This window comes from Mesorhizobium sp. B264B1B (assembly GCF_020165765.1).
GTDB lineage: Bacteria > Pseudomonadota > Alphaproteobacteria > Rhizobiales > Rhizobiaceae > Mesorhizobium.
This window is the reverse complement of sequence record NZ_JAIUIS010000005.1, coordinates 357431-371961: the sequence shown is the minus strand read 5'-3', so window position 1 is coordinate 371961 and position 14531 is coordinate 357431. Positions and strand designations below refer to the sequence as shown.

The window sequence follows — 14531 nt, the reverse complement described above, 5'->3', positions numbered from 1 at the left end:
CGGATTTGGCCAAAAAGTCGCGCATCGTGCCGAAGGACACCCGTTTTGCGCCGGCCTGCCCGCAACGCGTACGTTTTTAATTGTTCGACGGCTTGCTTATCGGCCATACTTCACACCATGCGCATTCCTGGGCCAGCCGGCTTCTCATCAACGCGCTTCCCATCGACGCCCGGCAGGGCCTGCCGGGCGTTCCTTTCGGCCCTCCCCCTGCTGGCGCCGGTCCATGCCTTTGCAGACGAGGTGAAGGTCTGGGCCACCGGTGCCTACTCCTTCTCCGACGAGCTTGGCGGGTTCGAAATCACCGGCGCTTCCGGCACCGGCACCAAGGACGATCCGCTCGTCATCACCGAAGAGCTGAATTCAGCGACGCCGGTGACGTTGACCATCCGTGCAACCAAGCCGATCCAGGCGTTCGGCAAGGCGGGCGAGTTCGCCAACGGCATCATGTATTTGCGCTTGGACGTGCTCAACAACAGCGGCCAGGCCTGGATCGAATTCCAGTTCGAGCTTCAGGAGGTCCTGAATCAGCCGAGCGTCTTCGGCGACGGGCTTTCGTTCGACCAGCGCAACAAGACGCCTGACAATATCTGGTCGAGCAATTTTGCCGATTTCGACCGCGATTTTGAACCGTATGACCGTCTGCTGTTCAAGAACGGCAAGGTCGACCCGCTAAAGACCGCCAGGTTCGAATTCCTGATCACCGACTATACGCCGCGCTGGACCTTTTATCTGGTGCAGGACCCGCGCATACCGACGGGTTAGGTTGCGGTGAGCGTATGACGCTGCCACAGACAGGCCGTCATTGCCCGGTTGTGCCAATGTCCCCAATCACCAACTTGCAATATGCGACCAGTCGAACGATGGTGGCGCCATGACTGCCGCTTCCCCAAACAGCCGACCTGATATCGCCGAGCTGCTCGCCTTCTATGCCAGCGCGGGCGTCGACGAGGCGTTGGAGGACGCGCCGGTGAACCGCTTCGCGGAAGCCGCGCCCAAGCCGGCGGAGCGGATGCCGGCTGCCGCGCCGAGCGATAGCAGAGCACCGGAGCGGCCCGCCCAACCGCGTCTCAATGCGAGCGCCGTGCCTAACGCTCCGCCGGCGCGCCCGCCCATTTCGGCGGTACCCGACGAGGCGCAGGCGGCGCTGGCGCGTGAATTGGCCTCGGCTGCCTCGACGCTGGACGAGCTTCGCCAGCACATGTCGACTTTTGACGGCTGCAACCTGAAGTTCACCGCCAAGAACCTGGTCTTTGCCGACGGCAACCCGGATGCATCGGTGATGCTGGTCGGCGAGGCGCCCGGCCGTGACGAGGATATAGAAGGCCTGCCCTTCGTCGGCCGCTCCGGCCGGCTGCTCGACCGCATGTTGGCCGCGATCGGGCTAGACCGGACATCCGTCTACATCGCCAATGTCATCCCCTGGCGGCCGCCGGGAAACCGCACGCCGACGCCGCACGAAACCGAGATCTGCCGGCCGTTCATTGAAAGGCAGATCGAACTGGTCAAGCCGAAGGTGCTGGTCAATCTCGGCGGGCCCTCGGCCAAAACCCTTCTGAATACAAGCGAAGGCATCTTGCGGCTGCGCGGCAACTGGCGCGCCCACACGACAGCGTCCGGCGTCGTTATTCCGGCGATGCCGACGCTGCACCCGGCCTATCTATTGAGGACGCCGGCGCACAAGAAGCTGGCTTGGCGGGATTTTCTCGAGGTGAAGGCGAAGCTAAGAGCGCTCACCTCTCCATGACCTCGCGGATAATTGAAATGCGCCTGCCGTCGCCCTAACCATGCCCTCATGATATCTCCTCAAACCTCCGCCGGCAGCCTCATCCGTGAATGGCGCACGCGACGCCGGATGAGCCAGCTCGACCTCGCCACGGAAGCCGATATCTCGCAGCGGCATCTGAGCTTCGTCGAGAGCGGGCGGGCCGCGCCCTCGCGCGACATGGTGCTACACCTGGCCGAGCAGCTTTCGATCCCGCTTCGCCAGCGCAACCAGCTCTTGCTGGCGGCGGGCTTTGCGCCGAGCTTCAGCGAAAGGCCGCTGACCGACATTTCGCTGGCACCGGCCATGGCGGCGGTCGAGACGGTGCTTCGAGGGCACGAGCCGTTCCCGGCGCTCGCGGTGGACCGGCACTGGAACCTCGTTTCGGCAAACACTGCCATTGGGCCGTTCCTGGCCGACGTTTCCGAGCCCTCGCTGCTCAAGCCGCCAGTCAACGTGCTGCGGCTCAGCCTGCACCCTGGAGGTGTCGCGCCGCGCATCGTCAATCTCGCGGAGTGGCGGGCGCACCTGCTGGAACGCCTGAAGCACCAGAACGACGCGTCAGGCGATCCGGTGCTGATCGAACTGGAGCGTGAGTTGCGCGGTTATCCCTCCGGCCTGAAGAGTGGGCGGCCGGCGCGGGTCGAGCCGAGCGGCATCGTGCATCCGCTGCGGCTTGCCCATGGGGATCAGGTGCTGTCGTTCATCAGCACCATCACCGTGTTCGGCACGCCGCTGGACGTGACGCTGTCGGAGCTGGCGATCGAGTCCTTCTTTCCGGCCGACGAGCAGACGCGGACGGCGCTGGTAAGATTGGCGAAAGAGCGGGCCTAACGGTGCTGATCACCCCTGCGGCGGGGCGGCCTTGCGCGTGCGGGTGCGTTCCAGGCCGAGTTGACGCTCGCGCCAGATGATGAAGATGCCGGCGGCAACGACGATCAGACCGCCGGTCAGCGTGTTCAGCGTGGCGACATCGCCGAAGACGAGATAGCCGACCAAGACGCCGAGGATCATCGAGGTGTATTCGAACGGCGCCACCACCGATGCCTCGGCATGGCGGTAAGCCGAGGTCATCAGGATCTGGCCAAGGCCGCCGCAGAAGCCGGCGGCGACAAGAAGGACCGCCTGCCGCGGCGTCAGCGCCTGCCACCCAAACGGCAGCGACAGCAGCGCCATGACGCTCGCGGTGACCGAAAACCAAAGCACGATCGTGGCGGTGCGCTCGCTTTGCACGAGATTGCGCACGAGCAGCATGGCGACGGCCGAAATCGCCGCCGCTATCAATGCGGCGATGACGCCGAGCACCTCCTGGTCATCGAGCGCCTCGCCGGAACTCAGGAGCGTCAGCTCCGGCCAGGAGATGATCAGCACACCGACGAGGCCGACGGCGACCGCGCTCCAGCGATAGACACGAATGGCTTCGCCGAGGAAAATCGAGCTGAACACCACCACCAACAGTGGCTGGGCGTAATTCAGCGTGATTGCTTCTGGCAGCGGCAACCGCGTCAGCGCGAAGAAGCCGAGCCCCATGGCGCAGACGCCGACGACGCCGCGCGCGATGTGGTTGAACGGACGGCTTGTACTGAAAGCCGTGCCGAGATTTCCCTTCAAAGCCAGAAAGGCAATGATCGGAAAGATAGCGAAGAAGGAGCGGAAGAAGACGATCTGTCCCGCCGGCACAGTGCCCGCCGCCTTGATGCAGGTCGACATGCCGACGAAGACCGCCACCGAGACGATCTTCAGCATAATGCCGGTGAGCGTGTTGTGCCCTACGGTATTGTCACTGTTGTCGCGGCCTGCTGTCACGCTCCCGCCGCTTCCCTCGTCGTTGCCCAGGTGCGCGCCGGCGTTGCCGGTCTCTCGATATGCCTGACGTCGTAGACGGCGGCCATGACTGCCTCGCGATGCTGGAAAGGAAGGTCTGAATAGACCTTGTCGCAGTTTTGTCGAGCCGCCGGTTCGTGTAAAGAGCGCGGACTTCAAAATTTTGGACGGGCAGGACAGGCCCGGAAAGACAGGAACCAAGGAATGCGCACCGACACTGGCCAGGTCTTCAAACTCGAAGACTATCGCCCCAGCGACTATCTCATTCCGGAAACGAACCTTGAATTCCGTCTTTCGCCAGGCGCGACGATCGTCACGGCAATTTTGACCGTCGAGCGCCGGGATGGCGTCGCGGCCTCTACGCCGCTTGTGCTGGATGGCGACGGGCTGACGCTCAGGCGCGTCGAGATCGACGGCAGGAAAGCCAAGCCGACGGATTTTGCCGTGACGCCCGACCGACTGACCATCCTCAGGCCCCCGGCGGCGCGTCGCTTTCGGCTGTCGATCGAGACCGAGCTGGCGCCGTCGGGCAATGAAGCGCTGATGGGCCTCTACCGCTCAAGCAACGTCTATTGCACGCAATGCGAAGCAGAGGGCTTCCGCCGCATCACCTATTTCCTCGACCGCCCCGACATCCTTTCCGTCTACACCGTGCGGATCGAAGCCCGCCGCGACGAGGCGCCGCTGCTTCTGTCCAACGGAAACCCGGTCGACAAGGGCAATCTCGGCGATGGCTGGCACTATGCCATTTGGCACGATCCCTTCCCCAAGCCATCGTATCTGTTCGCGCTGGTCGCCGGCAATCTCGGCCGGGTCGCCGACAGTTTCGTTACCATGTCCGGCCGCACGGTCGAGCTCGGCATCTATGTCGAGCCCGGCAAGGAGAAGCTCGCCGGCTACGCCATGGATGCCTTGAAGCGATCGATGCAATGGGACGAGGAGGCATTCGGCCGCGAATACGACCTCGATGTCTTCAACATCGTCGCCGTGTCCGACTTCAACATGGGCGCGATGGAGAACAAGGGCCTCAACGTCTTCAACGACAAATACGTGCTGGCCGACCGAGAGACCGCGACGGACGCCGATTTCGCCAATATCGAGGCGATCATCGCGCATGAGTATTTCCACAATTGGACAGGCAACAGAATCACTTGCCGCGACTGGTTCCAGCTTTGCCTGAAGGAAGGGCTGACCGTTTATCGCGACCACGAATTCTCGGCCGACCAACGTTCGCGTGCGGTCAAGCGCATCGCCGAGGTGCGCACGCTGCGCGCGCATCAATTCCCCGAGGACCAGGGGCCGCTGGCGCATCCGGTCAGGCCGCGCCGCTATCGCGAGATCAATAATTTCTACACGGCGACCGTCTACGAAAAAGGCTCGGAGGTGGTGCGCATGATCCGTACCATCCTCGGGCCTGATAGCTTTCGCGCCGGCATGGACCTCTATTTCGAGCGGCACGACGGCACGGCGGCGACGATCGAGGATTTCCTGACAGTGTTCGAGGAGGTGTCCGGCCGCGACTTGTCGCAATTCGCGCTCTGGTACCATCAGGCCGGCACCCCTAACCTGGCGGTGAGCTCGACCTATAACCGGGCGGAGCGGGAATTCACTCTGGAAATCGAGCAATCGGTGCCGCCGACCCCGTCGGAAAGCCGCAAACGACTGATGCACATACCGCTCGCCTTCGGTCTGATTGGCGCCGGTGGCGAGCCGGTCGCCTATGACACGGTCGACGGCGCCAGCGTCGAGGACGGCATCATCCACATCCGCAAGCGCCGGCATGTGGTGCGCTTCTCAGGCGTCGCCGAGCGTCCGGCGGTTTCGCTGAACCGCGGCTTCTCGGCGCCGATAACGCTTGCCGTCGAGCAGAAGACCGATGACCAATTCTTCCTTGCCGGCCACGACAGCGACAGCTTCTCGCGCTGGCAGACCTTCAACACGCTGCTTACGGATGCATTGATCTTGGCCTTCCGCCAGATTCTCGACGGCGCCGAGCCTGGCTTCACCGCGCGGCTGACCGAGCTTGCCGGCAGGATCGCGAGCGACGAGACGCTGGAGCCGGCCTACCGGGCGCTGGCGCTTTCGCTTCCGGGCGAGACCGACATAGCGCGCGACATCGGCAAAAACATCGAACCCAACGCCATCTTCGCTGCGCGCGAGGCGCTGGCGCTGGCAATCGCCAGGGCTAACCGCGACGCGTTCGCCGGCCTCTACGAGCGGCTTGCCGACGCCGGCCCGTTCAGCCCGGACGCAGCTTCCGCCGGACGGCGGGCGCTGCGCAACGTCATGCTCGATTATCTCTCGCTGCTGTCAGATGGCGCCGGGCTTGCGGCGGAGCACTTCCGGTCGGCCACCAATATGACTGACCGCGCGGCGGCACTGACCGTGCTCGCGCACCGCCACCATGGTTCGCCGGAGGCAAACAAGGCACTGGCGGCTTTCGAAGCGACATATGCGTCCGACCCGCTTGTGATGGACAAATGGTTCCAGATTCAGGCCAGCGTACCCGGTCCGCAGGCGGTGGAGACGGTTCGCGCCCTGACCACGCATCCGGCCTTCTCGATGGCCAATCCGAACCGGGTGCGCTCGTTGATCGGCACATTCTCCAGTGCCAACCAGACCGGATTCCACCGCGCCGACGGCGAAGGCTACCGATTCTTCACGCAGACCGTGCTCGAGGTCGAAAAACGCAATCCGCAGGTGGCGGCAAGGTTGGCAACGGCGCTCCGGTCGTGGCGTTCGCTCGAACCTGGCCGGCAGGCCAAGGCCAGGGAAGCGCTGCTTTCGATTGCCAATGCCGAAAACCTGTCGGCGGATTTAAGCGATATCGTCGAGCGTACGCTGGCGTGAGCCAGACCCAAGCGGCCACCATGGTGGTCGGCGGCAATGCCAAGGCAACGCCACCGGCCCGTCAGGCTGTGCTTCTGCTGCTCGAACGGATTCCCGCCTCCCTACGCGGGTATCAACATGGCGATGCGATGCACGCCGACCTCGGCGCTCGTATTCGTCGCCTCGTCGGTCTTGCCCTTGGCGCAAGTGTATATGTCGCCTTCCTTGAGCTTGAACTCCCTGTCGGCCTTCTTGATCGTGAATTCGCCCGCAGTGATGGTGCATACCATGTCGTTGTCCATCACCATCGCCGGCGCATGTGTGCCGGGCTGAAACACGACATCGACGATTGAGATGCTTTTGTAGGCAGGAATGTCTGAGTTTCCCGTGCCTACCTCCACCACTCTGATGCCGGGCGCAATCTCCTTGCCCTCCTTCGGGCCGTATGTCCTCGTTTTTACCGACGCCGCCAGGGCGAACAAAGGCGTTACCGCTGCCGCTGACACGCCGAGAGCAATTGCAGTTCTGCGATTCATGCTTTCCTCCCAATGTGCAATCCCGCACGGAATATGCGTGATTTCTAATATTATTCCCTTTCCACGGTAATCGCCATCGCATGCCTCTGCTCGGTTGGCGGAAAAGCCGCTATTTTAGTCGATTTTTAATCTTTTTTCGCCGGACCACTGGACAAGGCGAATCACCTTTGATTCTTTAATGGCGATTCGGAAGTGCGGCGTTTGCCGGATCATCAAGCATAGGCAAATCGGGGAGTGCCATTTATGGCGAAGGCGGACGCGTGGGGCGCGCCCGGAGGGATAGCTTTTGCGCGTCGCGAGACGCCGCGAGGCGACGGCCTTGCCGGGAATACGCGGCTCATCGCCGAACCGGCCTACAAGCGGCTTCTGGCGGCGGAGCCATTGCTGCGCCGATCGATACCGGCTCTCATCGTCATCTTCCTGATCGCGATCGCGGCGCTGCGCGTCCTGTCGCTGATGAACGAACGCGACGATATCGAGCGCAACGCCAAGGCGATCCTGATGCTGGCGTCCGGTCAACTGGCGAGTTCGCTGGCCACCACGTCCGACACCGCGCCGGGCGCCATCCAGGACCTGTTGGAAACGACCAGCCGCCAGGGCGCGATGAGCCGCGGCCACGTTCTTGTCATCACCGACAGCGCCTTCAAGATCACCGCGGTGACGCCGCGCTCGATGTCCTGGCAAGGCCGTTCGCTGGATAGCCTCGCCCAGGGCGGCCAGCCTCTGTTCATGTTCGGCGACCGCGCCGGAGTGATGGAGGTCGATATTGGCGGGCAGGACTGGTATGCAGCGGTCAGCCTGACGAACGGTCGCAAAGGCGCGGCAGCGGCGCTGGTGCCGCAGGACGCGGTTTTCGACGCCTGGCGCAAGACAGTCTCGCTGAATGTGACGCTGTTCGTACTGACGGCCGGCGTGCTGATCATCATCCTCTATGCCTATTTCGGCCAGGCGGCGCGCGCGCAGGCGGCCGACCGCATCTATCTCGAAGCGCATCAACGCATCGACATGGCGCTGGTACGCGGCCGCTGCGGCTTGTGGGACTGGGACATGGTGCGCGGCAAGATGTATTGGTCGCGCTCGATGTACGACATGCTGGGCTACGAGCCATGCGACACGATGCTGTCCTTCGGCGAGGTCGACGAGATCATCCATCCCGATGATGGCGACTTGTTCCAGCTCGCCAACAAGATCGTCGCGCGCGAGATCGATCATATCGATCAGGTGTTCCGGATGCGGCATGCCGACGGGCAGTGGGTATGGATGCGCGCAAGGGCGCAGGTCATGGATCCGGAAGCACCCGAAATCCAGTTGATCGGCATCGCCGTCGACGTCACCGAGCAGCGTCACCTGGCGCTTCGTTCCGAGGCAGCCGATTTGCGCCTGAGGACGGCGATCGAGAACATCAACGAGTCCTTCGTGCTGTGGGATGCCGCCGAGCGGCTGATCATGTGCAATTCCAAATACCAGAAGGACAATGGCCTTTCGGACCGTGACGTGATGCCAGGCGCCGTGCGCGCCACGCTGGAAGAGCGCATGCTCGCTTTCGCTTCCGATCGGCGGCTTGCCAACAGCAATGGACCGCAGGGCGGCGCGACGTTCGAACGGCAGCTGGCCGACGGCCGCTGGTTGCAGGTCAACGAACTCAGAACCCGCGACGGCGGCATTGTCTCGGTCGGATCCGACATCACCCAGATCAAGCTGCATCAAGAAAAGCTGGTCGACAGCGAGCGCCGGCTGATGGCGACCATACACGATCTCAGCCTCGCCCGCCGGGCCGAAGAGGAGCGCGCGCGCGAACTGGTCGAGCTCAACCGCAAATACATGAAGGAAACCGAGCGCGCCGAAGCGGCGAACCGGGCCAAGTCCGAATTCCTGGCCAACATGTCGCATGAACTGCGCACGCCCTTGAACGCCATCATCGGCTTCTCCGAGCTGATGGAACAGGGGCTGTTCGGCCCGCTGGGATCGGAGCGCTACGAGGAATACGCCACCGACATCAACAGCAGTGGCAAATATCTCCTGGGCGTCATCAACGACATTCTCGACATGTCGAAAATCGAGGCCGGCCAATTCTCGCTCGACCGCGAAGAGATCGATCTCGGCCCGCTGATCAGCGAGACGGTCAGGGTCGTCTCGCTGCAGGCCGCACAGAAGGCGATCACCGTGGAGACCCGCATCGCCGACGCGCTGACGCTGTTTGCCGACCGCCGAGCGATCAAGCAGATCGTCATAAACCTTTTGTCCAACGCAGTGAAATTCACCGGCCAGGGCGGCCACATATCGGTCAGGGCCCGCAATACCTCAGGGGCGCTGGTGCTGACGATCGAGGATAATGGCTGCGGCATCCCGAAGGAGGCGCTCGGCAAGCTCGGACGGCCCTTCGAACAGGTGCAGAACCAGTTCTCCAAGAGCCATGCCGGGTCCGGCCTCGGCCTCGCCATCTCGCGCTCTCTGGCCGAACTGCAAGGCGGTGCCCTGAAAATCCGCTCAACCGAAGGTGTCGGCACGATCGTGTCGGTGCGCATTCCGGTGAAGAAGGCGACGCCCGTGGTCAAGGTCGCGGCTTAAGCAACGGGCTCCGGCGATGTCGCCGAAGCCCGTGCCGGAAGGCGTTATTGCATGCTGCCGTCGTCGCCTTCGTCATCCCACTGACGGTGTAAGCCAAAGCGGCCGCCCTTTGGCAGTTCGCCCTTCTTGATCTTTCCGTCGTTGTTCTTGTCGAGCAGGGCAAAGAGCTTCTTGTCGCGACTGGCGATGTCGTCCGTCGTCAGCGTACCGTCGCCCTTGTTGTCGTAACGCGCGATGATGCGCCTGGCCATGTGCTCGAAGCGGGCCTTTTCCAGCGCTGCGGTGAGCTGCTCCACCGTGAGCTTGCCACCATTGTCGGCGACCAGCTTCTTCAACCGCGAATCCATGACGCTTGAGAACTGGTCGAAGCTGATGGTGCCGTCATTGTCCTTCATCGCCTTGTTGAGGCGCATCATCGTGCGCTCACGCATGTTTGCGCTGTCGATGTTCTCGGCATAGGCCGCAGTGCCGACGGCTCCTGCCAACGCGATGAAGGCGAACGCGAGCTTGGTTGTCTTTCTCATGGTCTTCTCCTGTTGCATCGTCACCCCCGATGCGATCCGCACGGCCGTTGATCACGGCCGCCCGGCACGAAGCAGAAGGTTGAAATCCTTCCTGACCTTCCGCGACGTCTCCTTGAGATGTGCTTCCAGCACACCGAAATCCGGCAAGTCGGTGACCGCCAGAAGCAGATCCGAAAGCCCCGGCGGCACATCGTCCCGCTCGAACTGGCCGGTGAGGCAAAGCCTGATCATCTGGGTCAGCGCCAGATAGAGGCGGTAGGCCTCGCTAAGCTCCTCCCTGACATCGGCGGCTGCGAATTGTGGCGCAAGGCGCGACAATACCTCCGCGGTTGCCGTGACCCTGCGGCCGGACTCGACATTGCCCGTGACGACGGCCACCTGGGCGATGAATTCGAGATCGATCAGGCCGCCGGCAATGAGTTTGATGTCCCAGAGGTCGCGCGGCGGCTTTTCCTTTTCGATCATGGCGCGCATGTCGGACGCTTCCGCTTTCACCTTTGCTGCGTCGCGCAATTGCCCGAGCACCGCCGCAACGTCGGCTTCGACCTCGGCACAGAGCCTGGCATCTCCGGCAATGGCGCGCGCCCGCGACAGCGCCATGTGCTCCCAGGTCCAGGCCTCCTGGCGCTGGTATTTCTTGAAGGCGTCGACGTGGGTGGCCACTGGCCCCTTGTTGCCGGACGGCCGCAGCCGCAGGTCGAGTTCATAGAGCACGCCTTCCGCGGTCGGCGCGGAAACGGCCGAGATGAGGCGCTGCGTCATCCTGGTGTAGTAATGCGAGGGCGCCAGCGGTTTTTCACCGTCGGATTCCTCGGCGTCCGCATCGTGATCGTAGAGCAGGATGAGGTCGACATCCGACCCCGCCGTCAATTCACGGCTGCCGAGCTTACCCATGCCGAGCAGCGAAACCACGCCGCCGGCGATTGTACCATGGCGCGCCTCGAATTCGGCCATAACCGCGCGCAACGCGGCCTCAATGGTGAGGTCGGCCAGGTCAGAAAAGGCGCGGCCTGCGCGGGCCGGATCGATCGAGCCGGCGAGCAGCCGCACGCCGATCAGGAATTTCTGCTCGGAGGCAAAGATGCGCAAACGATCGAGAACGTCCTCATAGGCGCGGTCGCCTTCGAGGAAAGCGGTAAGCCGTGCCGATAGATAGCCACGATCCGGCAATTCGGTGAGAAGAGCGGGATCGAGCAGGCCATCGAACACATGTGGCCGGCGCGTGATGATCGCGGCCAGTCGTGGCGCGGCGCCCATGATCGTCGCCATAAGCTTCAGCAACGCCGGATTGGACTGGAGCAGCGAGAAGAGCTGGATGCCTGCAGGCAGGCCGGCGAGGAACTCGTCGAAACGGATCAACGCCTCATCGGCCCGACGCGTCTGGCCGAAAGCCTTGAGCAGCGCCGGCGTCAGTTCCGTCAGTCGCTCGCGCGCCTCAGCCGACTGGGTGACGCGGTAGCGACCGAAATGCCAGCCACGGATCACGCGGCAGATGTCGCTCGTTCGCTGGAAGCCGAGACCGTGCAACGTCTGCAGCGTATCGGGGTCGTCGACGTCGCCGGTGAAGACCAGATTGCCGATGCCTGCCGAAAGCTCCGGCGCGGTTTCGAACAGCGCCGCGTAGTGACGTTCGACCTGCTGCAGCGAGGCGCGGAAGCCCAGGGAAAAAGCAGCCGCATCGGCAAAGCCCAGCATGCGCGCGATTCGCTCCAGCCCTTCATCATCCTCCGGCAGGGTGTGCGTCTGCTCGTCGGCCACCATCTGGATGGCATGCTCGACCCGGCGCAGGAACCAATATTGCCGGGCCAGTGCGTCGCGTGCCTCGGCGGTGATCCAGCCGCGCGCGGCCAGTTGGCCGAGCATCGGCACGGTCTCGCGGCCTCGCAGTTCCGGGAAGCGGCCGCCGGCGATGAGCTGCTGCGTCTGGACGAAGAACTCGATCTCGCGGATGCCGCCGCGCCCGAGCTTGACGTTGTGGCCCTTGACCGCGATTTCGCCATGCCCCTTGTGGGCGTGGATCTGGCGTTTGATCGAGTGGACGTCGGCGATCGCGGCATAGTCCATGTATTTGCGCCAGATGTAAGGTTGGAGCTCCTTGAGGAAAGCGGTGCCGGCGTCCAGATCGCCGGCCACAGGACGCGCCTTGATCATGGCAGCGCGCTCCCAGTTCTGGCCGCGCGCCTCGTAGTAGCGCAGCGCCGCCTCGACCGGGATCGCCAGCGGGGTCGAACCGGGATCGGGACGCAGCCTGAGGTCGGTGCGGAAGACATAACCATGTTCGGTGCGGTCCTGCAGGATGCGCACCAGACGGCGCGTCAGCCGCGAAAACAGCTCCGTCGCATCGAGCGGATCGACGACGGCCGACGCTTCCGGGTCGAAGAAGACCACGAGGTCGATATCGGAGGAAAAATTGAGCTCATGCGCGCCAAGCTTGCCCATGCCGAGCAGGATCCAGCCCGACCGGTTCGAGGGATTGGCGGGATCCGGCAACTTCAGCTTGCCCTGGCCATGCGCGTCGCGCAGCAGAAAATCGACGGCGGCGCGCGTGCACGCATCGGCAAGGTCGCTCAACCGCCGCACCGTAAGCGAGGTCTCGGCCTCGGCGGCCAGATCGGCCAGCGCGATCAGGAAATGCGCATCGGCCTTCCATTGCCGCAGTTCCATCATCAATCTGGATTCGGAGATCGTCTCGGAGAACGATGCCCGGTCGATCGCCACGATGATCGCCTTCAGCCGGGCCTCGACCGGCTGGTCGAAAAGCCCATCCAATATCTGCGGCCGGCGACGCGCCATGTCACGCAGGAACGGCGACAGGTCGAAGACAGCGGCCAGGAAGTCCTGCGCCTCACCCGTTCCAGCCAGGAATTTCGCCAGCCGTGTCAATCCTTCTTCGCGTGCCAAGGTGGCGATCTCGGCCAGCTCCTGCCGGGCCCGGCTGTCGTCCAGAGGAGCAAGCCTTGCCGCGGGCTTCAACAGCCAGTCCTTCGCCGTCCGCTTTGCAGCCGCCGCCATCAATGATCCTCCCGCGCGGGAAAACTCATGACCACGGATAATCCGGGATTACCAGGCAACAGATCAAGCCGGCCATAGTGGAATGTCATGACCGCCTTTGCGAGGCTGAGGCCAAGCCCGGAACCTGGCTGGGAACGGCTCTTCTCGAGCCGCACGAACCGTTCGGTCGCCCGGGCGCGATCGGCATCGTCCGGAATGCCCTGGCCATTGTCGGCGACGACAAGCCTGATTTCGCCATGCGTGCGTTCGAGCGTCACGCGGACAGTCGGCTTGGAGGTGGAATCGGTCGAGTACTTGATCGCATTGTCGACGATGTTAGACAGCGCCTGGCCGATCAGCTCGCGGTTGCCGTCGACAAGGAATGCGCCATTGACCGCGGCTTCGAGCGAAACGCCAGCCTCTTCCGCCACCGGCTCGTAGAGTTCGACGACATCGCGCACGGCTGCGGCCAGATCGACGCGACTGGTGCTTTCGGAGGAATAACCCGCCTCCAGCCGGGAGATCATCAGGATGGCGTTGAAGGTCTTAATGAGCTGGTCGGACTCGGCGATGGTGCCTTCCAGCGCCTGGCGGTAGTTCGACGTCTTGTGCTTGCCCGAAAGCGTCGCCTCGGCGCGGTTGCGCAGCCGGGTCAGCGGCGTCTTCAGATCATGCGCGATGTTGTCGGAAACCTGCTTCAGCCCCTCGTTGAGCATGGCGATCCTGGCCAGCATGGCATTGAGGTTCTCGGAAAGCCGGTCGAATTCGTCACCGGCGCCGGTCACCGGCAGCCGGCCCGAAAGATCGCCGCCCATGATGCGGCGGCTGGCTTCCGAAACGCCATCGATGCGCTTCAGCGCGGCGCGGCCGACGAAAAACCAGATCAACAGCCCGCCCAGCCCCATCATGCCGAGCGCCAGCATCAGGGAGCGGCGGATGACGGCGCGGAACCGCTCAGGTTCGCCCAGATCGCGGCCGACCAGCATGATCATCTGGTTCGGCAGGCGCAGCACCAGGGCGATCGCATTGTGGCCCTTCTCGCCTTCGGATCGGACCGCCGTATCGCCGGCTTGGGGCGTGGTCTGATCGGAAGGTGTGCTGCGCTGCCGGTCGAGCTCGCCTTCGCCGAAACGACGGTAGGAGAACGGCTCGGTCGTCCAGCCTTCGGTTTCGATCACCCCCGGCTCCAGGCTCTGCACGTTGCCGGTCAGGATCTGGCCGTTGGCGTCGGCGATCAAATAGAGATTGGCGCCGGGCTGGCGCGAGCGCTGCTCCACCACGCGCACCAGGACCGGCAGGCCGCCGCGCTGGTAGGCGCGGGCAAGGCCGAGCACCTCGTCGTTGATGGTCTCCTGCGTCTGCGCGGTCAGCATGCGCGCCGAAAGCGAGGTCATGTAGAGGACAAGCAGCACGGCGCAGAGTGCGAAGAGCAGGAGATAGAGCGCCGAGAGCCGCGCAGCCGTCGTCTTCATGATGGCAGGCACGGAAAGGGCCATG

At 63.6% G+C, this 14531-nt stretch carries 10 protein-coding genes; 5 read left to right on the top strand and 5 right to left on the bottom strand.

Annotated elements, in window-relative coordinates; translation table 11 throughout:
• Positions 1-117: 117 nt before the first annotated feature.
• From LB547_RS13290 to LB547_RS13280, 3 genes are all read left to right on the top strand, one after another.
• On the top strand, positions 118-762 hold the full coding sequence (locus LB547_RS13290) for a hypothetical protein (RefSeq protein ID WP_140517982.1): 645 nt from the start codon (positions 118-120) through the stop codon (positions 760-762).
• A gap of 109 nt (positions 763-871) precedes the next feature.
• Complete coding sequence (locus LB547_RS13285) at positions 872-1744, top strand: uracil-DNA glycosylase (protein WP_140762567.1); 873 nt, start codon at positions 872-874, stop codon at positions 1742-1744.
• A gap of 48 nt (positions 1745-1792) precedes the next feature.
• Positions 1793-2596 carry a helix-turn-helix domain-containing protein gene (locus LB547_RS13280; protein ID WP_140517980.1) on the top strand — a complete coding sequence of 268 codons (804 nt, stop codon included), beginning with the start codon at positions 1793-1795 and terminating at the stop codon, positions 2594-2596.
• Positions 2597-2605: 9 nt separating this feature from the next.
• Here the strand turns inward: LB547_RS13280 and LB547_RS13275 are convergent, their stop codons facing one another.
• Positions 2606-3508: a DMT family transporter gene (locus tag LB547_RS13275; protein ID WP_224655920.1), complete on the bottom strand. Its 903-nt coding sequence runs from the start codon at positions 3506-3508 to the stop codon at positions 2606-2608.
• Between the two features lie 282 nt (positions 3509-3790).
• Here LB547_RS13275 and pepN point away from each other — a divergent pair, with 282 nt between their 5' ends.
• Positions 3791-6436: an aminopeptidase N gene (pepN, locus tag LB547_RS13270; protein WP_140520711.1), complete on the top strand. Its 2646-nt coding sequence runs from the start codon at positions 3791-3793 to the stop codon at positions 6434-6436.
• Positions 6437-6537: 101 nt separating this feature from the next.
• On the opposite strand, the gene LB547_RS13265 is transcribed toward pepN, so the two are convergent.
• On the bottom strand, positions 6538-6951 hold the full coding sequence (locus LB547_RS13265; RefSeq protein WP_140762572.1) for a hypothetical protein: 414 nt from the start codon (positions 6949-6951) through the stop codon (positions 6538-6540).
• A gap of 243 nt (positions 6952-7194) precedes the next feature.
• Here LB547_RS13265 and LB547_RS13260 point away from each other — a divergent pair, with 243 nt between their 5' ends.
• On the top strand, positions 7195-9519 hold the full coding sequence (locus LB547_RS13260) for a PAS domain-containing sensor histidine kinase (RefSeq protein ID WP_140494675.1): 2325 nt from the start codon (positions 7195-7197) through the stop codon (positions 9517-9519).
• A gap of 44 nt (positions 9520-9563) precedes the next feature.
• Here the strand turns inward: LB547_RS13260 and LB547_RS13255 are convergent, their stop codons facing one another.
• From LB547_RS13255 to LB547_RS13245, 3 genes are read right to left on the bottom strand one after another with little or no spacing between them, the layout of a single operon-like run.
• Positions 9564-10043 (bottom strand): hypothetical protein, encoded by a 480-nt coding sequence (locus LB547_RS13255; protein ID WP_140517977.1) that lies wholly within the window; start codon positions 10041-10043, stop codon positions 9564-9566.
• 51 nt (positions 10044-10094) lie between these two features.
• A complete protein-coding gene (locus LB547_RS13250) occupies positions 10095-13055 on the bottom strand; it encodes a bifunctional [glutamine synthetase] adenylyltransferase/[glutamine synthetase]-adenylyl-L-tyrosine phosphorylase (protein WP_140494679.1) in 2961 nt (986 codons plus the stop codon).
• Positions 13055-14530, bottom strand: coding sequence for a sensor histidine kinase (locus LB547_RS13245; RefSeq protein WP_140580859.1), 1476 nt, complete (start codon positions 14528-14530; stop codon positions 13055-13057). Before LB547_RS13245 ends, LB547_RS13250 begins: the two co-directional genes overlap by 1 nt.
• Between the last annotated feature and the right edge of the window lies 1 nt (position 14531).